The sequence below is a fragment of the Methanolobus sp. ZRKC2 genome (assembly GCF_045291185.1).
Classification (GTDB): domain Archaea; phylum Halobacteriota; class Methanosarcinia; order Methanosarcinales; family Methanosarcinaceae; genus Methanolobus.
The window spans coordinates 1448661-1467961 of record NZ_CP146980.1 but is presented as its reverse complement, the minus strand read 5'-3'; the positions used below and the strand labels follow the sequence as shown (position 1 = coordinate 1467961).

Sequence of the window (19301 nt, the reverse complement as noted above, 5' to 3'; positions counted from 1 at the left end):
TGGTGATTCAAGTTGACCGAAGAGATTACCGTAAGTGTGGGGCAGGCATACCCCCGTGATGTCGGAAGAGGCATTGCACGGCTTGATAAGGACCTGATGCAAAAAATAGGGGTTATCAGCGGTGATATCGTTGAGATTGGGAACCGTGAAAAATGTTACGCGATAGTCTGGCCCGGATACCTGGACGATGCTGGCAAGGACATCATCAGGATTGATGGGAATCTCAGGAGTAATGCCAAGGTCAGCATAGATGATAGGGTCACTGTCCGAAAGGTCGCTGTAACGGAGGCCGAAAGAGTTGTTCTTGCACCGACAAAGGAGACCCGTCTTGTGGGTGGTGCACGTTTCATACTAAGGATACTGGAAGGCCGGCCAATTTCAAAAGGACAGAACATCCGGGTCGAAACAGTTAACAATCCTATCTCTTTTGTCGTGACGTCAACAAAACCATCCGGCCCGGTGATCGTAAGCAGGAACACGCAAATACAGCTCAGGGAAAGCGCAGTAGTACAGGAGGGAGTTGCAGGCCAAATCACCTATGAGGATATAGGTGGACTTAAGCGCGAGCTTGGACTCGTTAGGGAAATGATTGAATTACCTCTGAAGCATCCCGAGCTTTTCCAGAAGCTTGCCATTGATCCTCCAAAGGGTGTTCTGCTTTTCGGCCCACCCGGAACCGGGAAGACCATGATAGCAAGAGCGGTTGCAAGTGAGACTGACGCCAATTTCACCTCAGTGAGTGGTCCTGAGATCGTGTCAAAGTACTACGGGGAAAGCGAGCAGAAATTGCGTGAGATATTTGAGGAAGCAGAAAAGAATTCTCCTTCCATTGTTTTTATTGATGAGATTGATTCCATAGCCCCAAAACGTGACGAAGTTGTAGGAGAGATGGAACGCAGGGTAGTAGCACAATTGCTGTCCCTTATGGACGGTCTTGCTTCAAGGGGCAAGGTTATTGTTATAGCTGCAACCAATCGTCCTAATTCAATTGATGAGGCCCTGCGACGCGGAGGACGTTTCGACAGGGAGATCGAGGTAGGTATTCCCGATGCTGAAGGCAGGTTACAGATTCTTTTTGTTCACACCCGTGGAATGCCGCTTGAGGAAGGTCTGAACCTTGAAGAAATTGCCGGAGTTACGCATGGCTTTGTGGGTGCGGACATTTCATCTTTGTGCAAGGAGGCCGCAATGCATGCTCTCAGGCGGATGCTGCCTGAGCTGAAAATGGATGATGTGGAGGATGAAATTCCTCCGGAATTCATGGAAAAGCTCATAGTTACCAGAAAGGACTTCGATGATGCACTGAAGAATATTGAACCATCCGCCATGCGTGAAGTATTCGTAGAAGTTCCATCGGTGAAATGGGACGATATTGGGGGGCTGGATAATGCAAAGCAGGAACTGGCTGAGGCTGTGGAATGGCCTTTGAAGTTCCCGGAGCTTTTCGATGTCGTAGGCACAAGACCTCCAAGGGGTATTATGCTCTTTGGACCTCCCGGCACTGGCAAGACTTTGCTTGCAAAAGCCGTTGCCACGGAAAGTGAGGCAAATTTTATCAGTATCAAGGGTCCTGAGCTGTTAAGTAAGTATATCGGTGAATCCGAACGTGCGGTGCGCGAGACTTTCCGTAAAGCAAAGCAGGCTGCTCCCACTGTTATATTCTTTGATGAGATTGACTCAATGGCTTCAGAGCGCGGTTCGAGCACTGATGCCCACGAAAGTGAACGTGTGGTGAGTCAGATTCTCACCGAGATCGATGGTGTGGAAGAATTAAAGGATGTTGTCATAGTTGCAGCTACCAACAGGCCGGATATCGTGGACCCTGCCCTGTTGCGTCCCGGTCGCTTTGATAGGCTCATCTACGTGCGTCCTCCTGATAAAAAAAGCAGGGAAAAAATATTCAGTATACATCTGAACAATAAGCCTCTCTCGGACGATGTGGATGTCCATGAACTTTCAGAGATGACAGAAGGCTATGTAGGTTCTGATATTGAGGCTATCTGCCGTGAAGCTTCAATGCTGGCTCTGCGTGAGGTGGTCACGCCTGGTATCACAAGGCAGGATGCTATTGAAAAGGCTGCGGGTATTAAAGTAAAATCCGATCATTTCCGCAAGGCTATACGTAGAGTAAAGCCGACAACTTCACGCAGTGCCATGAGTTTCTATGAACAGGCTGCGGAGACTTTTGCAAGGTATGCTGCAAATGAAGAAGAGAAAGTCACCGACGAGGATGAACGTGCATATCAGTGAATGATAGATGTATTAAATTTAAAAAAAAGAAAGTAGGAAGGCTTTTTAAGCCATTCCTTCGTCATTCTCTATGTTTTCTGGCGCATCATCATGCTGGAAGTTTTCCTCCTCGGCAATAACAAACCTGTTTACCATTTCCTGCATTGTAGTTGCCATGCCTGCCAGTTCCTGGGAGCTATGTGCAAGTTCCTGCATAGAAGCAGTCTGTTGTTCAACTGCGGCAGATGTCTGCTCGGTACCTGATGCAGCTTCCTGTGATATTGAAGCCACTTCATCAACAGAAGCTGTTATTTCTTCAATAGAAGCAGACTGTTCCTGTGATGCGGCTGCTATTTCTTGTACCATTGTTGCAACTTCTGCAATATTGCTGACAACGTTTGAAATGGACTGGACAGTTTCATTAAGGGATTCTGTTCCTACTTCCACATCCTGACTTCCTTTTTCCATTGATGTTACAGCATCTTGTGTACTGGCCTGTATATCATAGATGAGGTTGGATATTTCCTCGGCTGCTGTGCCTGACTCCTCGGCAAGTTTCCTTACCTCGTCTGCAACAACTGCGAAACCGCGTCCGTGTTCACCTGCACGTGCAGCCTCTATTGCTGCATTGAGTGCAAGAAGGTTTGTCTGATCGGCAATGTTTGATATAAGACTGACTATGTCTCCTATCTTTTTGGATTTCTCATCGAGTTCCTTTATCACAATTGCTGTGTCGCCTGTAGTATGACGAATTGCACTCATCTTATCCAGTAGATCTTCGGATGATGTTCCTATTTCCTGGGCTATTTTATTCGCATTATTTGCGTTTTCAGCTGCTTTTTGTGAATTAGTCGCTACTGCCTGGACAGTCTGGTTCATATCACTCATAGCTCTGGCAATCTCGTCTGCCTTTGAAGATTGTTCTCTGGAACCCTTTGCAATTTCTCCGACGGTCACAGAAACCTGGTTTGAGGCAGCAGTTGTTTGTTCTATTGAAGCTGACATCTCTTCGGATGTGCTGGCAATGATATTTGCATCCCTGCTTACATTGCTGACAATACCTGTAAGAGATGCCATTATGTCATTCAGGCCTTTAGGTATTGCTTCGAAGTCGATACCTACGTTAGTATCTGCCCTTCTGTCCAGTCTGCCTTCAAGTGTATCGTTAGATATAGTTTCAAAGTCTTCCACGATTTCTGTTATCGGCTTTGTTATGGAACGTGCTATAAGGAAAGCAATTCCGGCCATTGCGATAATCGCAACCAAAGATATCATTACCAATTGGTTTCTGAGGGCTATTGCATTTGCAATCATCTCTTCTTCCGAGGCAACCAGAATGAATGCGAAATCGGCAGTTTCTACCGGATGATATGACATGTAAGACATTTTACCGGTTTCAGGATCAATGACTTCTATACTGCCTGCTATTCCATTTTTGATATCGGCTGCCATCTTATCAATTTCTGGATTCTTGAAATCCGCAAGGTTTTTGATACCAACCGCTTCTTTATCTGTAGGGTGAGAAAGAAGAATACCTGAGTTACTTACCATAAAGGCATAACCTGTATCTAAGAATTTAATCTGTGATACCTCTTCGTCAATATAGTCCAGGGCAACGTCCACTCCGCTAATCCCGACGAATTCATCTTCTTTAATAATTGGTGATACGTAACTTACCATCATGACCCCACCGTACAGGAAAGGCTCAAGAATTACGTCATCTTCGAGGGATTTTGGTAGTTGGTAATAATCACCTGTTTCATAGTCAACAAGTGGGTCAAGAGCTACGGAGTCTCCTATTTTGTTCCAGTAGGGAATAAATCTGCCTGTTGAATCATGTCCTGCGGTATTTGCAAATTCCGCATCTTTACCGTCAAAGCTGTTAGGCTCGTATCCAACATAGGTTCCTAATACATCATCATTTGATTCCAATACATTCTTGACGATAGCAGTAACTTCATCTCTGTTTTCTGAATCATAGCTTTCCATTGTGATTGCAAGATTCTGTGCTATCAGCTGATTTGCTCGCATGTCGCTGTCATATTTATATGCATAGCTCTGTGTTATTTCTGCAGCTTGAGCATATCCGTTTTCCATTTCCTGCTCGGTTACTTTATCGATGATGACATATGTGTTTAAAGCCATCAATATGGTAATACTTACCACTATATACAATAGTAGTTTATTTTTGATAGTTATATTTTGAAGTTTCATTTATAACACCACTATGTTAAGTGTGTAACATTTGAGATCTGTGTATATTTTTAACATATTATCGTTATACTAGTTTTAATATATAAAAAGTCCGATATATGTCCTCTACTCTTGTTATTTTTTCTATTTTTATCTAAAAACATATGCATTGGGCACTCACTAAATTTGAATGATATTAGTTTCTGCTTTCTTGTTGAATACTAATTGTGCATTGACTGCAAATGTTGTGCTAAATTGTTGAACTATATACACTCAATGTAGATTTTTTACTAATTAAATCAACAATTTTCAATCTATGTTTCTGTCTAAAAAGGTGAAAATGTTTGAGAAATGCATTTTAAATTTGTAAAGAATAGTGGTGTTTAGATAAAGGAGTACCTCAGCAAAATTTACTTAATTATAAAACTTGTGTCCAGTAGTGGATAATTCAAGGGCATTATCATTTGCTTAAGGAAATTCCCGTAACTTCCAGGAGAGGTTCGGGGAAATGTCTTGAATCTCTCTACTTAGAATTTTTGAGGAAAATAATACGAAGGTAAAGAAGATTCCCACCTTCTACACTCAGGCTATGAACAAGAAATTATATCCCGTCAAACTAGCAAAAATACTTTAACCTCGTTGAACACATTAATCTATGAATGACAGGTCATTTCTGCAATGACTTCGTCATATCAGGGGAATTGCATGCTAAGACAGCGTTTTGTTCTTGATACCACTGCATTGACAGATCTGCATGCCAGACAGAAGATGGGCATCGAAGACATGTGTGACGGGATGAGCAGAATTCTGGAGCTGATAGCTTCCTCAAGGCTGCAGCTTGGAATCAGTTGCTATGTACCTTTTCCTTCGGTGTACAATGAGCTGCGGGAGTTTGCACAGAATAACGGATGTGATCAGGATGCAATTGCAAAGATTGACACATGGCTTGTTAAGAAGGCTCCTGACAGGTATAATGTGCAAATACCTTCCAAGGTATTTCATGAGTATGTTTCTTACATGCGAGAGCGCATAAATAAAGGGATGGGAATTGCAGAAGAGACAATATGGGATTCTTCTACCGACTGTCTTTTTATCACTACCAAGGCCAGTGACAAGAAAGATATTGATGCTGATATTGAGAGGAGAGTTATAGGTGGATATATCGGCAAATTCAGGAATAAGTATCGCTCAGCAATGCGTTATGGAATACTTGATAGTGCTCCTGATATTGATGTACTCATACTTGCAAAGGAGCTGGATGCCGCGGTAGTTGCAAGTGATTTCGGGATACAGAAGTGGGCTGAAGAGCTGGGAGTGCGTTTTGTTCCTGCGAGTACGTTCCCTATGATACTGCAGGAATATCTGGAACATGCATCCGAAGCAAATATCCTTCCCGTGGAGGACTCGGAAGTTTAAACATCCTTGCATAATAATATCATATTACTTATCAATCACAAAGAAGGCATAGGGGAATGTGGGGTTATATCTTTGAGAAACATAACAGTAGAAGAATTCAGAGCATCCTGTGCGACAGCACAGCAGCTTGAGATTGTTGAAAGAAAAGGACTGGGGCATCCTGACAGTATCTGCGATGCAATAATGGACAGAATTTCCGTAAGGTTGTCAGAAGAGTATCTTCAGGAGTTTGGGGAGATCTTACACCATAATGTAGATAAATGCTTACTGGTAGCAGGAGAAGTCACAGGGATATTCGGAGGTGGGATGGTCGTGGACCCCATGAGACTGGTAATCGGGGATCGTGCCACGTTCTCTGCTGAAGGGAAGGACATAGACGTCCATAATATAGCCATAGACACTTCAAGGCGATGGCTCGACGATAACCTGCGCTTCGTTGAACCTGAATTTATGGAATACCAAGTGGAGCTTAAGCCGGGTTCTGCGGAACTGACCGACATCTTCAGAAGAAAAGGGGAGGTCTTAGGTGCCAATGATACGTCTGCTGCAGTGGGATATGCTCCTCTGTCTTTTACCGAGAGGATGGTCCTGGATTCAGAGAAATACCTGAATTCTCCTGAATTTAAGGAAGAGCATCCTGAGTCAGGAGAGGACATCAAGGTCATGGGTGTAAGGAAAGGCAAAGACCTAGACCTGACGGTGGCAATGCCCATCGTTGACCGCTTCCTGGAATCCGAAGAGCACTATTTCCGCATGAAGAATGATTTAATGGATGCGATTGAGAATTTTGCTTCCGGTTATGTTGAGGAAAAAGGAGTCTCTATGAACACTACGTTCTCACTGAACAATCTTGACATGCCGGGTCGTGGAATGAAAGGAATATACACCACTGTCACAGGCACTTCGGCTGAAGATGCGGATTGTGGGCAGGTTGGTCGTGGAAACAGGGTAAACGGCATAATCCCGCTGAACCGGCCTGTAAGTAGTGAGGCTGCTGCCGGGAAAAATCCTGTGAGTCATGTGGGGAAGATATACAACATACTCTCGCACCGGATAGCTGACAGGATATATGCCAATGTGCCTGATGTGGAAGAGGCATATGTGTGGCTTCTGAGCGATATCGGTGCCCCGATTGATCAACCAAAGGTGGCTGCGGCACAACTCGTAATGAAAAAGGGTACTGTGGAATCCGTGAAGGACGAAGTCGCTGAAGTAATGGATAGTGAGCTTGAAAACATCAAGGAATTCACAATGGAACTTGCAAGGGGCATGATATCTCTTTACTGATCAGGCGCCTGCAATGAATGAAAGCAAAGCAAAGGCCATTGCCAGCTTGAACATCTTTGATGATCCCTTAGGATTATCTTTTGCCAGAATCTCATAGACTGCGACAGCAAACAGGATGTCTGCAATAGCTACGAGGAAAAGATATCTGATGCTCATCAGGGACTGTAAATAGGGAAGTGGGCTTGCAAGCACGGCAATAAGACCTATAGCAGATGCAAGATAGGCAGCCTTCTTTGGCCCGATGACTATGGGAAGGGTACGAGCACCGTCTTTAGTATCACCTTCGATGTCCTCTATGTCCTTTACGATTTCTCTGGCAACAGTTGCAAGAGTGGCAAGCAGGAATAGTACGAAAACGCTTTCAAGTCCACCTTTATCATAGAAAACGGCTCCTCCGAAGAGAAATGTAGAGCCTGTGAGATAGCCTACAGCCAGGTTTCCAAGAAATGCTGTTCTTTTGAGTGTCTTTGCATAGTATATTAAGAGAAGAGAATTGACAAATGCGATAATGCCACAAACAGGGTTAATCAAGAGTGCGAAAAGTGTTCCGAGCATGAACAGCGCAAGCGAGAAATACAGGGCTGTTGGCAGGCTTATCTTTCCGGAAGGTATGGGTCTGTCTGGTTTGTTGACACGATCTATCTCCACATCAAAATAATCATTGATGGCATTCCCTGCTCCGGTTACCATAAAAACAGTCAGGAATACCAGAATTGATTCGTATAAGGGAATGGGAATAGTTTCGGAAATATTTGATACCAGAATATTGTATGCAATAAACACCCCGATGGTTGCAGCTATTGCAGCCATGGTACAATTTCCGGACCTTATCAACTTAAGATATGCATTCATTTTTTTAAAAGACCTATCTGCTTCTTTTTATGGCGAGCATCCTGTCCAGTGTGTATTTTGCTTTCACTCTTACATCTTCGGGAACAGATATTATATGTTGCATCTTCTCAAGTGAGAGCAACAGGGCATTAAGGTCAATAGCCTTCATCTCGGGACAGATTGCGAACTCAGATGCATAGTAGAATTTCTTTTCGGGATTTTCCTTCTCCAGCCTGTGCAGGATACCTTTCTCGGTAGCTATGATAAATTCCTCTGTGGTGGATTTTTTGGCATAATCCAGCATCCCTGTGGTACTGAATATTCTGTCGGAGATGTCCAGAACATCCCTGCGACACTCGGGATGAGCAAGTACTTCGGCATCAGGATATTTTTCTCTCACACGTACGATATCACTGGCCAGTATCTGGTTGTGAGTAGGACAGTAACCTTCCCAGGGAATGATTTTCTTCGTGCTGTTTTGGGCCACATAGTCGGCAAGATTCTTGTCAGGTACAAAGAGTATTTCTTCTTCCTCGAGAGAGTTGACAACTTCAACGGCATTTGCAGAAGTACAGCAGATATCACTCTCTGCTTTGACCTCTGCAGTCGAGTTCACATAACAGACGACAGCTGCTTCCGGGTATTTTTTCTTTTCAGCCCTCAATGCTTCTGCTGTGACCATTGATGCCATGGGGCAACCGGCATGTATCTCAGGCAACAGCACTGTTTTCTGAGGACTCAGTATGGCTGCACTCTCCGCCATGAAATGTACTCCGCAGAATACTATTATATCTGCATCCTGCTGAACAGCCTGCTGGCTGAGTCCCAGGGAATCGCCGGTAAAATCAGCTATGTCCTGTATCTCTCCCCGTTCATAGTTATGAGCCAGAATCACAGCATTTTTCATTTTCTTAAGATCGTTAATTTTGTCAATAATAGTTTGCATGTTCTGCATAAGATCACCGATAAATCGTCATGTTCCTGAAGCTGTCGATAATTTCCCGGGTTGTGATCATCTCACCCAAGATGAATATTCAGGACAGTATCTCTATTGATCATGTTCCTATCTGGAACGGATCAGATATTTTCTTGAGTGTGGCAATAGCAGATAGTGGTGCCAGGTAGCTGCTTCTGGGGTTGGTAGGTGAAGGTATGTTTTCAACCCTTGTAGTGAATTCCCCAAAGGCACCTTTTACTGTAATTTCATGAATGTTACGTGTCAGTGCAGGATTTGCAACTATCCGTACTTTAGTTTTCTCAAAACCAAGACCTGCAAGGCTTAACGTTGCTGCAACGTTCACGTTGGCCGGGAAAGCTTTGACTGCTTCGCTTGCAGATCCTTCAAACAGGATGGTCTTGCTGGTAATTTTGTCAAGTTCGATTTTGTTCCTGATAATAAAAGGTGCACCTGCAAGTCCCCTGGGAGGTTTTTGTGTTGTCAGTGTAACTGAATATATATCCTCAACTGATGCCGACTTGATCCCGTCAAGACCCACAATTGCACCGGATGGCAGGTATACCTTGCAGTTGTTATCTATTGCCAGGTTCTCTATGGTCTTGCGAAGTTTTTCATCCGCAAAAGCCCCGACACTCATGACCATTACATCACAATGTGCCAGAAGTGCAGCGGGTATCACTTCATAGACTGCTTTCTGAGAGGCACACTCTACCAGGAGGTCTATTTGCTTGGACATATCCGTTATTTCCAGCATATCGGGCCTGCAACCCTTCAATGAGCCTTTCAGCTTTTCAACATCTTCTACATTCCTGTCATAGATGGCGACCAGTTCTGCCTTGATGATCCCGTCATCTATAGCTTTGCATATGCTTGTTCCAATAGTTCCGCAGCCGATTACTCCTATCCTAAGCATTCTGTTCTCCCGGAATTGCACAATCGATTGTCATTTTCATTACTGCTTATATTGATTGCTTAAGTAGATTTTCCTTAATACATTAAAAGCATATAAATCTCTTGAGGGTAATTATTGCGCGGTGAAAGGATGCTGACGTCTGAAATTGAACATTATCTACGGGAGGACCTTGGATACAATGATGTCTCATGTACCCTGGTTCCGGACATGGAAGCGCATGCTGTCATTTTCACGAAGGAGGATTGTACTCTTGCAGGGCTTGATGTTGCAAAGTCCTTTTTTGATTATCTTGGAATAAATGCTGAAACCGAATACATGGAAGGAAACACTATCAAAAAGGGCGATGTTATCTTTTCTCTCCATGGCAGTTCCGTATCAATACTCCGGGCAGAGCGTATAGTACTAAATTTCCTGGGTCATCTGTGCGGCATTGCAACTCTTACCCGCAGATGTGTGGACATTGTCAGAAATTTTTCAGATACGAAGGTTGCATGCACAAGGAAGACAACTCCCGGACTGCGTGAGCATGAAAAAAAGGCTGTTATTGCAGGAGGTGGTGACCCTCACCGCTTTAACCTGTCAGATTCTGTTATGATAAAAGACAATCATGTTAAGATGATGGGTATTGAATCTGCAATTGAATCCGCAAGGAAAATGGCAAGTTTTACCCAGAAGATAGAAGTGGAAGTGGAATCTTCCGGGGATGCGCTGCTTGCTGCCAGACTTGGGGCGGATATTATTATGCTTGATAACATGGAACCAAGTGCTATAATAGATACAATGACAACTCTGAGAAAGGCATCTGTGCCGGAACATGTTATTATAGAGGTTTCAGGAGGCATAAACCTCGGGAATCTGGATGAATATGCCAAGACAGGTGTTCATGTAATATCCATGGGTTCACTCATACATCAGGCTCGCTGGGTAGATATAAGTCTTGAATTCTTGTCCTGAAACTGGGATAATATGAGAAGTATTAAATGAGGGCATAATCATAAGGTTTATATTAAACTCCACATATTTATCTCACAATGCAAATTACGGTCACAAATGTTCTATTAGCCTGAGGGAATATGCTTCGTTCTAAAAAAACACTTACATTAGCATCACTGATTCTGTTTTTAATATTGATATCTGCAGGTGGTGCCTCCGGTAAAGTATTGTACAATAATACAATCGCAGAAGGCGACGGTTACCAGATAAACGATTATGTTATTGACGTAGCCGAAGTATTCACCAGTCAGGATTCTGCTATCATTCAGATATATGAGGGAAGTGCTAAAGACCCCAAATACGATAAATTGATATCAGTTGATAGTTCCTACAAGTTTGAAATAGAAGATGAGGATGTAGAGGTTACTCTAGTATCTGTACACTCAGGAGTCATACCCCAGGCAAAATTAGCCATCACTGTCACAGATGATGATTTCATTAACAGCAAGACACTAGGTGTTGTTGACGGAGGTCACAGTGAAGCAGAATTATCCCGCACTCCGGTATTGTTAATAAAAAAGTCTGTTGATAAGAGTAACATTAATGTCGGGGATGTTGTTCGTGTAACTGTTACCGTTGAAAATACGGGTGATGGTGATGCTATTGATGCCATTTTTTCAGACCCCAACCAGGAAAAATTCATTTTAGTTGATGACATTCTTGGTTCACCTGGTAAGACTGATGTTTCCGTTGACGATAAAGAAAAGAAGATATATGTTTATGATTTGAAGTCTACGGAAGCAGGAACATTTTCATTAAATCCCGTGAGTGCCGTTTTTACAAATTCGGTAGGAGAATCTTTCCCCGAGGCATCTTCAAACAGACCCACAGTCATAGTCAGCGGTTCATCTGTGACAAAGAGCGCAGACCTTGATGTCACAATGGAAGTCGACAGGTATACTATTGACAGGAACAAGGATCTTCAGGGAATTATAAGACTCAAGAACAACGGAAATACTCCCGCGAGTGCAGTCACGGTAGGGATTGTCGTTCCGGATGGTTTCGAATACCTTAATGGTGATCCGAAAATAGAAGTTATTTCAGGCATCCCTACATTATACCTGGAATCCTTTGGGGTTCAACAGGAAAAAGAAATCCTTTTCAATCTAAAAGCCTCTGAAGAGGGGACATACACGCTCTCTGCAGAAAGTTCTTATCTATTCAATAATGGAATAGATTCGGAAATGCAGGAAGTCAGTTCCTCGCTTGTGACAAATACTATCTACGTTACAAAGGGAGAGTACGATCATCTTTTCGAGCAGCCTATCTATGTTTACCTGATTCCTTTGATTATAATCGGAGCCATAGCGGGTTGGATCTATCATAGGCACAAACAATATAAGTTCTGACAGGTCCATTAATAAAAGATTAATTTTATATTGTATAATATTCATCATATTTAATTTAGATAAGGAGGACTTAGTTGCTCAACGTACTTATCATCGGAAACGGGCAGTGTGGAAACCGTATACTTGATGCTATCAACAGGGATGCTTTTGGAAAACAAAGCCGGTTTGCCAAGTTCTATTCCCAACAAAAATACAAAAGCAATGTTCAGACCATTGCTATAAACACTGCTATTAACGACCTTAAAGAAATGAAATTTACAAAGGCGAAGGATAGGATCCATATCCCGCACCTGCATGGTGTAGGTGCCAACAGGAATGTGGGAAAACATGTTTTTGAGGATAACAAAGCTCACATCATGAAGCAGATTGAGGAAAGAGGGAATTTTGATATTGCCTTCATTCTTACTTCTGCATCAGGTGGAACCGGCTCATCCTTCACCCCTATGCTTGTGAAAGAGTTAAAACAGAGGTTCGATTTCCCTGTTTATTCCCTGGTAGTTCTGCCTTTCAGGGAAGAAGGAACTCTTTATCTCCAGAATGCCGCTTTCTGTCTCAGGGACATACGCGAAAGTGGTGCGGACGGTATTATCCTTGCCGATAACCAATTCCTTAAACAGATGGGAGGAAATGTCGAATCCGCCTATAATGGTATTAATGACATGATTGCAAAGCGTCTTCTTTTCCTGCTGGATGCTCTTGACAGTGAAATGATGATGGTCACCGATCTTGGTGATTTCAAGACTGTCATGAGTGGTGGTGCAGGACTTGCAACAATAGGCTTCTTTGAAGCGGATTCCGATATGCCTATCCGGAGTGCTATAAGACAATCACTTTCTCCTTCCGGCCTGCTGTTCTCAACGGACGTTTATGAGGAAGCAAGCAGATCTATGGTCATCATTAAAGGTGACAGAAAATACCTGAGCATTGACGATATCTCATCCGAGGTTGAAAAGTTATCCAGTTCCGTAGGTCATGTTTTCAAGGGTATTATCGTGAGAAATGAGGAACTTCCCCAGGTGCTCACTGTGCTGACACTTGAATCTGCATCGGAGCTTGAGAACCTGTATTCCATAGCAGTGGATGCTATAAACTATGAGAAACAGAAAAAGGAACGTGTAAACAACGACAAGGAAGTTGACCGTGCATTTTCACAGATAGATGGCATGGATCCTTCTTATTGATCCATCTATTCTTTTTAGATGTGGATTCCTATAATGCTTTTATAAACTGTTTTTTACTGACGGGCTATTGGAATGGCCTGTCAGGATCTGGTGCTTGAGAGCTATCCCGAATAAGGCAGTAAAGACTTCATTTTTCAAATTTTCGATATAAATTGCTTCATCAAAGCTAATCCGGACACTATCTGTGTTTTTACTTCTTTCCGGTTCTATCTGTATGGTGTATGAGTTTACCTGCCTTTCCCAGAACCAATTGGCACTCCCAAACTGGATGTAAGTGAGATCTATTTTCGTAAGATCCTGAATGTCCTGGAATAATTGTTTTCCGGCATCATCATTCCGAATACATAGAGCCATGTATGCAATACGATAGTTAACTTCTTTGGTTTTGTCAGGAAAATTACTGAGTTGTTCGACATTATGGAAATCTGATTCTTTGTCGTGAACAAAATGTCCATAACAACTCTGGAGAGTGAAGCAATGAGGGATTTTTATGAACTCTTCCAGCAATCCTATGATTGGCGGATCTATTGAGCCTTTTTTTAGTTCTTCCCTTAGCTGTGGTAATGCCTTATGGCGTTCAATTTCAAAAGAATCATCTTGAACGAAAGGTCTTGCATCCGTGAAGGTTTGCATGTGAAAGTATCTAAGGGTAAATTACTTATTTTTTGCTTTTAGTTTCCGGAAATTTCTGTAAACGTATCATACCCAAAAAAATAACATACATTGAAATAGTGTAAATTCAAATCTAATCTTACTGAAATCTGTGTTTATCATGAACGATGAATCAACCATCATTGAGATCAAGGACCTCTCTAAAGTCTATTCAGACGGTGTAGAAGTGCGTGCACTGGATGGTATTGAGCTTAATATTAAGAGAGGTGAATTCTTGTCGATTATAGGGCCTTCCGGCTCCGGTAAAAGTACTCTTTTGCATATTATCGGCATTCTTGACACACCTACAACGGGTAAGATCACAATAGATGGTCGTGTTATTACGGAAATGTCGGAAAAGGACCGTTCGCAGGCTCGCAATGAGATTTTGGGTTTTATTTTCCAATATCACCATCTGTTGCCTGACTTTTCAGCACTAGAAAATGTAATGATGCCTCTCTTGATAGGTGGAAAAAGCAAGAATGAGGCAAAGACGATAGCAGCAAGTCTTCTTAATGATGTGGGACTTGGTGATAGGATGAACCACCGGCCTGCCCAGTTGTCAGGAGGTCAGGCCCAGAGGGTTGCCGTTGCCAGGGCTCTTGCAAACAATCCAAGTATTGTCATCGGTGATGAGCCAACAGGCAATCTTGATACAAAGTCGAGTGACATGATATATGAGCTGCTAAGGAAACTCAACCGCGATAAGGGCCAGACTTTCATACTTGTTACACATGATGAAAAAATGGCCAGAAAAACAGATCGCATAATCAGACTTGTGGACGGCAAGATATTCGAAGACAATTATTTTGAATGATGGTGAATTAATGGAATACTCAAAAGGATCGATAGGAAGAGTCTTTACAGTGAGGATAGACCACGGAGATGACCTGCTTTACGAACTGGAAAATCTCGCAAAGAAAGAAGGTATAAGGTCTGCAATGTTCGTGCTGCTTGGAGCTGTAAGGGAGGCCAATCTGGTAGTCGGTCCGAAGGAAAATAAAGTTCCCCCTGAGACCCAGTGGGTAAATTTGAATGATGTGCACGAGGTCATAGGTGTTGGCAATATCTTTTTCGAGAAGGATGAACCAAAAATTCACCTTCATTCCGCAGCAGGCAGGGGCATGGCTTCGGTAGTAGGTTGTCTGCGAGGTAAAAGTGAGATATTCATGGTTGTTGAGGTTTTCATCCTGGAAATAACTGGGATTTCTGCCAGCAGGATGTTTGATGAAAAAAAGGGCTTTGCGCCAATAAGTTTCGGAAGTATCTAAGTTCTTAATTGCTGGAACTTAACTCTTTCAGTTGTTCCAGTGCTTCCTCTATTTCCCTGTTCTTCTTGAGAACTTCATCCTCGAAAATCTCAACGATGTGGTCAAAAGGAACTATAAGCTTGTAATATTTTAAAGGCCTGCCTTTATCACTGTTCTTTTTCTCATTGCGTTCCTCTATCCACTTCCTGTCTCTGAGTGGACGCATCGCAATGCTAACCTCAGGTTGCCTGAGACCCGATGTTTTTTCTATATCCTGTGACGTTAATTCTTCTCCGCAGACCAGACAGGCTATGCATATGGATTCTGTTCGGGGTACGTTCAGTCCCTGTAGTAATTCCACGATTTCGTATCCTTTGCCGTCTAAAATATTAAGTTCCGGAGTTTTCATTTAACTACTATAATACTTTTAAGTTTATATAATTTGTGTGAATATAAATGGCATATTTTACTCAATACTATGCTCGGGTAGGAACGGTAACAATATATACGGTAATTGCAAAGTAGGTGTATAAATTAAAAAGGTGGATCAGGATGGCGTATATCAGCGAAGATTCTAAATATAAAATTCAAAAGATTCGTGCAAGGGAAATCTTGGACTCAAGAGGCAATCCGACGGTAGAAGTGGATGTTTATACACCGAGTGGTTTTGGCAGGGCAAGTGTTCCTTCCGGTGCTTCAACCGGGAGTAATGAAGCTCTTGAGTTGCGCGACAAGGAAGACCGCTACGGCGGAAAAGGTGTACTCGACGCAGTCGACAATGTAACCACAACCATTGAGAGTGAACTGCTGGGCATGGATGTCAGAAACCAGCGTGAGATCGATGGGCTGATGATTGCTCTTGATGGGACTGAAAACAAGATGGAGCTTGGTGCCAATGCAATACTCGGAGTTTCGATGGCTGTTGCAAAAGCGGCAGCTGATTCCCTGAATCTGCCTCTTTACAGGTACCTTGGCAGTGTTAATTCTTACACACTCCCTGTTCCAACGATGAATGTGCTCAATGGTGGTAAGCACGCAGGTAATGCGTTGTCCATTCAGGAATTCATGATACAGCCAAAAGGTGCTGATTCTTTTTCCGAAGCCCTGCGCATAGGTACTGAAACCTACCATGCCCTTGGCAAGGTCCTGGAATCCAAGTACGGTGCATCAGCCACGAATGTGGGTTATGAAGGCGGATATGCTCCTCCAATTGAAATGACCCATGATGCCCTTGATTCTCTTATTACCGCAATAGAAGAAGCAGGATATAGTGAGTCTGAGATATCTTTGGGTCTTGATGCTGCAGCATCAGAGTTCTTTGACGGCCAGAACTATTCCATAGATGGAAAAATGCTTCAGCCTGCTGAACTTATTGATTACTACCTGGATCTTATAGAGACATATCCTATAATCCTCATTGAAGATCCGTTCCATGAGGAATCTTTCGAGGACTTTGCAGCCCTCACGGCTGAGGCATGGGAAACTATCATCGTAGGTGATGATCTGTTCGTGACCAATGTTACACGCCTTGCAAAGGGTATAGAAATGTGTTCAGGCAATGCCCTTCTTCTTAAGGTCAATCAGATTGGTTCTATTTCCGAAGCTCTTGATGCAGCTCAAATGGCAATGCGTAATAGCTACAGTGTGGTTGTAAGCCACCGCTCGGCAGAAACGGAAGATTCTACCATCGCCGACATATCCGTAGCCATTGCTGCTGATCTTATCAAGACCGGAGCACCTGCAAGAGGTGAAAGAACTGCAAAGTACAACCAACTCCTCAGGATCGAAGAAGATCTTGGGGAAGTTGCACGTTACATGCAGCTCTAATTTCTTTTTTTATCTTTTTATTTTATTCCAGAAGAGGGACTGTCAGGCTACCCTGTGGCAGAATTACTGCATAGGGTTCTTTTCCCTGGCTTTTTATTTCCTCAACGGCCCTGTCAAAGGTTTCCTGTATGTTTTTGTAGGGTTCAAGCTTTGCTCTTCTGAGAGTATCTTCATCAAGGTCCGAAACTGCCCACATTTCGGCATAGATACCTATCTGTGCCATTTTAGCAGCTTTGTGATATCCAAGCTTGTAGCCTTCTTCTATCCTGCTCATTACATCTTTGCAGGTATTTGAGGAACAGAGCAGGTCGAGGAATGCATCGTCACCCACACCTTCCCTGCATTTGGATACCAGGATAATTATTCCTCCTTCTTCCAGTGCCAGCTTCCCGTTTTCAAGTGCCTTCTGGGACTGGTAAAGGTCAATGTCCATAGGATATGGCGCTGCTGTCAGTACAATATTTCCCTTTCTTTTGCACTTGGCACCAAACACTTCGTTAGCTTTCTCAACTGCAATATCAAAAGTCCTGAATAGGTCACCTGCGACCATTGCATACAGTCCGTGGTCTGCTGTCAGGACTGTCTGAATAGAGAAAATGTGCAAATCCTTCAGCACTTCCATAGCATCATCCATATCTTCGGCAACAGGATTATCTTTGATGGCCAGTGGCTTTGCAGCATCTGACAGTGCATGCTTGTGGTTCATCTCTATGGTCTTATACGCAGCAACCCCGGGAAGGAAAGATTTTCTTCCTCCGGTATAACCTGCGAAATAGTGAGGCTCCACACTACTGATGGCAATGATATTTTTACTTTCGTTTACCATCTTGTTGATATACATCTCCGTTCCATTGCTGGAGATTCCAAGATATTCCATGTCCTCGTCCCTGCGAGCATCATGGACGAATATTTTGTCCTTGAATTCCTCGTACATTTCCCCGAAAATATACATGAATTCATCTTCTGTCGGTCCCCTGTGTGCGCCCGTGGCCACCAGGAACCTGACATCATTGTGGTCCCTGAGGATTTCTCTCATTTCCAGAAGTACTTTTGCAGTAGGTGTCGGCCTTGTCGCGTCATTGACAAGTATGAGCAGTTTGTCGCTGCCAAGTACAAAGTCTTTCAGGGATTCCATTCCCACAGGTTTTTCCAGTGCTTTTGAGATTATCTCTTTTTCAGGTTCTGTTTTAACTTCATTCGGTGCGATGACTTCATGAGTTATTTCAACGTCCAGGTTGATGTATTCTTTTCCGTAAGGTATCTTAACTTCGATAAAAATCACTCCTGATAAGGGAAGAATAGTTATGTTATGATCATTCCGGCTTTTCGGAAGTCACCTGACATCCTTAATACTAAGCTTAAGCCTGCATTTGATCTTAGTTACATTCTATAAACGGTCATTTTCATAAATGAAAGGTTCATTTATATGATTTTTGTCTTATACATCCTGAATAAGCTTAAGGATGCAATATGAAATGAAATTAGGCATATCATTAATTTTATCTGCAATGGCTCTATTCTCAATGCAAGGTGAATATTTGCTGGAACCTTTACAACTGGTATATTTCATTACTGCATCCGTTGCCCTCACCTTACTGCCGGGACCGGATATCATTTTCGTACTTACCCAAAGTATATCCCGGGGTAAAATAGCCGGCATTGCAACGGCATCAGGCTTGTGTACAGGACTACTGTTCCACACTACAGCTGCAGCACTGGGTGTATCTGCCATTCTCTATAATTCAGCCCTGGCTTTCAGCATTCTGAAATATGCAGGAGCCATATACTTGCTATACCTTGCCTTCAAGGCATTGAAGGATGGTGAACAATTGTTCTCTTCGGATGTTGCCGGAGAAAATGACTTTTCACTTTTGTACAAGCGTGGCATCTTCATGAATCTGCTGAATCCCAAAGTTTCTCTTTTCTTCCTTGCGTTCCTGCCTCAATTCGTAAATCCGGAAACAGGAAGCGTCGCTTCACAGATGATTCTTCTGGGCATCGTGTTCCTCGTACAGGCACTGGTTGTGTTCTTCATTGTCTCCGCGTTTGCAGGATACATCGGAGTAAAGGTGATGGAAAGGCCGGGAATTGGCAAACATGTCAACCGTGCAAAGGCTGGTATATTCTCTGTTATAGGGCTGGAGCTTGCTTTTTCTAGCAGGTTATGATTCTACTTTTTCTGCTATCCCTTGCACATACAAAACATATTATAAGTAGACATAC

Annotated in this window: 17 protein-coding genes; 10 read left to right on the top strand and 7 right to left on the bottom strand. The window is 43.0% G+C overall.

Annotated features, from left to right (window positions below; translation table 11 throughout):
* Positions 1-12 precede the first annotated feature (12 nt).
* Positions 13-2250 carry a CDC48 family AAA ATPase gene (locus tag V7O62_RS06825; protein ID WP_406655496.1) on the top strand — a complete coding sequence of 746 codons (2238 nt, stop codon included), beginning with the start codon at positions 13-15 and terminating at the stop codon, positions 2248-2250.
* A 45-nt stretch (positions 2251-2295) separates the two neighbouring features.
* Here the strand turns inward: V7O62_RS06825 and V7O62_RS06820 are convergent, their stop codons facing one another.
* Positions 2296-4374, bottom strand: coding sequence for a methyl-accepting chemotaxis protein (locus tag V7O62_RS06820; RefSeq protein ID WP_406655495.1), 2079 nt, complete (start codon positions 4372-4374; stop codon positions 2296-2298).
* Positions 4375-5127: 753 nt separating this feature from the next.
* Here V7O62_RS06820 and V7O62_RS06815 point away from each other — a divergent pair.
* Both V7O62_RS06815 and V7O62_RS06810 read left to right on the top strand, forming a co-directional pair.
* Entirely contained in the window at positions 5128-5838 is a 711-nt protein-coding gene (locus V7O62_RS06815) for an RNA ligase partner protein (protein WP_406655494.1), read from the top strand.
* 72 nt (positions 5839-5910) lie between these two features.
* Positions 5911-7125 carry a methionine adenosyltransferase gene (locus tag V7O62_RS06810; RefSeq protein ID WP_406655493.1) on the top strand — a complete coding sequence of 405 codons (1215 nt, stop codon included), beginning with the start codon at positions 5911-5913 and terminating at the stop codon, positions 7123-7125.
* Here V7O62_RS06810 and V7O62_RS06805 read toward each other — a convergent pair whose 3' ends face one another.
* From V7O62_RS06805 to V7O62_RS06795, 3 genes are all read right to left on the bottom strand, one after another.
* Entirely contained in the window at positions 7126-7977 is an 852-nt protein-coding gene (locus V7O62_RS06805; RefSeq protein ID WP_406655492.1) for a geranylgeranylglycerol-phosphate geranylgeranyltransferase, read from the bottom strand.
* A 13-nt stretch (positions 7978-7990) separates the two neighbouring features.
* The gene (gene nadA / locus V7O62_RS06800) at positions 7991-8911 is read right to left on the bottom strand and encodes a quinolinate synthase NadA (RefSeq protein ID WP_406655491.1); all 921 of its coding nucleotides are present in this window, start codon (positions 8909-8911) and stop codon (positions 7991-7993) included.
* Between the two features lie 100 nt (positions 8912-9011).
* Entirely contained in the window at positions 9012-9827 is an 816-nt protein-coding gene (locus V7O62_RS06795) for an aspartate dehydrogenase (protein WP_406655490.1), read from the bottom strand.
* A gap of 129 nt (positions 9828-9956) precedes the next feature.
* Between V7O62_RS06795 and nadC the strand changes: the two genes are divergently transcribed.
* From nadC to V7O62_RS06780, 3 genes are all read left to right on the top strand, one after another.
* A complete protein-coding gene (gene nadC, locus V7O62_RS06790) occupies positions 9957-10781 on the top strand; it encodes a carboxylating nicotinate-nucleotide diphosphorylase (protein WP_406658249.1) in 825 nt (274 codons plus the stop codon).
* Between the two features lie 119 nt (positions 10782-10900).
* Positions 10901-12169, top strand: a complete 1269-nt coding sequence (locus tag V7O62_RS06785) for a hypothetical protein (RefSeq protein WP_406658248.1) — start codon at positions 10901-10903, stop codon at positions 12167-12169.
* A gap of 74 nt (positions 12170-12243) precedes the next feature.
* On the top strand, positions 12244-13350 hold the full coding sequence (locus tag V7O62_RS06780; protein ID WP_406658247.1) for a cell division protein FtsZ: 1107 nt from the start codon (positions 12244-12246) through the stop codon (positions 13348-13350).
* Positions 13351-13389: 39 nt separating this feature from the next.
* Here the strand turns inward: V7O62_RS06780 and V7O62_RS06775 are convergent, their stop codons facing one another.
* Positions 13390-13983 carry a hypothetical protein gene (locus V7O62_RS06775; protein WP_406658246.1) on the bottom strand — a complete coding sequence of 198 codons (594 nt, stop codon included), beginning with the start codon at positions 13981-13983 and terminating at the stop codon, positions 13390-13392.
* A gap of 139 nt (positions 13984-14122) precedes the next feature.
* On the opposite strand from V7O62_RS06775, the gene V7O62_RS06770 reads away from it, so the two are divergent.
* Together V7O62_RS06770 and V7O62_RS06765 are read left to right on the top strand one after the other, a co-directional pair.
* A complete protein-coding gene (locus V7O62_RS06770) occupies positions 14123-14818 on the top strand; it encodes an ABC transporter ATP-binding protein (RefSeq protein ID WP_406658245.1) in 696 nt (231 codons plus the stop codon).
* A gap of 10 nt (positions 14819-14828) precedes the next feature.
* Positions 14829-15272, top strand: a complete 444-nt coding sequence (locus tag V7O62_RS06765; protein WP_406658244.1) for a PPC domain-containing DNA-binding protein — start codon at positions 14829-14831, stop codon at positions 15270-15272.
* 4 nt (positions 15273-15276) lie between these two features.
* On the opposite strand, the gene V7O62_RS06760 is transcribed toward V7O62_RS06765, so the two are convergent.
* On the bottom strand, positions 15277-15660 hold the full coding sequence (locus tag V7O62_RS06760) for a transcriptional regulator (protein WP_406658243.1): 384 nt from the start codon (positions 15658-15660) through the stop codon (positions 15277-15279).
* A 143-nt stretch (positions 15661-15803) separates the two neighbouring features.
* Here V7O62_RS06760 and eno point away from each other — a divergent pair, with 143 nt between their 5' ends.
* A complete protein-coding gene (gene eno / locus V7O62_RS06755) occupies positions 15804-17078 on the top strand; it encodes a phosphopyruvate hydratase (protein WP_406658242.1) in 1275 nt (424 codons plus the stop codon).
* Between the two features lie 22 nt (positions 17079-17100).
* Here eno and larA read toward each other — a convergent pair whose 3' ends face one another.
* Positions 17101-18360: a nickel-dependent lactate racemase gene (gene larA, locus V7O62_RS06750; RefSeq protein ID WP_406658241.1), complete on the bottom strand. Its 1260-nt coding sequence runs from the start codon at positions 18358-18360 to the stop codon at positions 17101-17103.
* A gap of 241 nt (positions 18361-18601) precedes the next feature.
* On the opposite strand from larA, the gene V7O62_RS06745 reads away from it, so the two are divergent.
* Positions 18602-19246 carry a LysE family translocator gene (locus V7O62_RS06745; RefSeq protein WP_406658240.1) on the top strand — a complete coding sequence of 215 codons (645 nt, stop codon included), beginning with the start codon at positions 18602-18604 and terminating at the stop codon, positions 19244-19246.
* The last annotated feature ends 55 nt before the right edge of the window (positions 19247-19301 follow it).

What these genes read in the sequence shown, in the direction of transcription:
- V7O62_RS06820 (WP_406655495.1), bottom strand. Translation starts at nt 4,374, where the DNA reads ATGGCTTTAAACACATATGTCATCATCGATAAAGTAACCGAGCAGGAA.
- V7O62_RS06815 (WP_406655494.1), top strand. Translation starts at nt 5,128, where the DNA reads ATGCTAAGACAGCGTTTTGTTCTTGATACCACTGCATTGACAGATCTG.
- V7O62_RS06805 (WP_406655492.1), bottom strand. Translation starts at nt 7,977, where the DNA reads ATGAATGCATATCTTAAGTTGATAAGGTCCGGAAATTGTACCATGGCT.
- nadA (WP_406655491.1), bottom strand. Translation starts at nt 8,911, where the DNA reads ATGCAGAACATGCAAACTATTATTGACAAAATTAACGATCTTAAGAAA.
- V7O62_RS06795 (WP_406655490.1), bottom strand. Translation starts at nt 9,827, where the DNA reads ATGCTTAGGATAGGAGTAATCGGCTGCGGAACTATTGGAACAAGCATA.
- nadC (WP_406658249.1), top strand. Translation starts at nt 9,957, where the DNA reads ATGCTGACGTCTGAAATTGAACATTATCTACGGGAGGACCTTGGATAC.
- V7O62_RS06785 (WP_406658248.1), top strand. Translation starts at nt 10,901, where the DNA reads ATGCTTCGTTCTAAAAAAACACTTACATTAGCATCACTGATTCTGTTT.
- V7O62_RS06775 (WP_406658246.1), bottom strand. Translation starts at nt 13,983, where the DNA reads ATGCAAACCTTCACGGATGCAAGACCTTTCGTTCAAGATGATTCTTTT.
- V7O62_RS06770 (WP_406658245.1), top strand. Translation starts at nt 14,123, where the DNA reads ATGAACGATGAATCAACCATCATTGAGATCAAGGACCTCTCTAAAGTC.
- V7O62_RS06765 (WP_406658244.1), top strand. Translation starts at nt 14,829, where the DNA reads ATGGAATACTCAAAAGGATCGATAGGAAGAGTCTTTACAGTGAGGATA.
- V7O62_RS06760 (WP_406658243.1), bottom strand. Translation starts at nt 15,660, where the DNA reads ATGAAAACTCCGGAACTTAATATTTTAGACGGCAAAGGATACGAAATC.
- eno (WP_406658242.1), top strand. Translation starts at nt 15,804, where the DNA reads ATGGCGTATATCAGCGAAGATTCTAAATATAAAATTCAAAAGATTCGT.
- V7O62_RS06745 (WP_406658240.1), top strand. Translation starts at nt 18,602, where the DNA reads ATGCAAGGTGAATATTTGCTGGAACCTTTACAACTGGTATATTTCATT.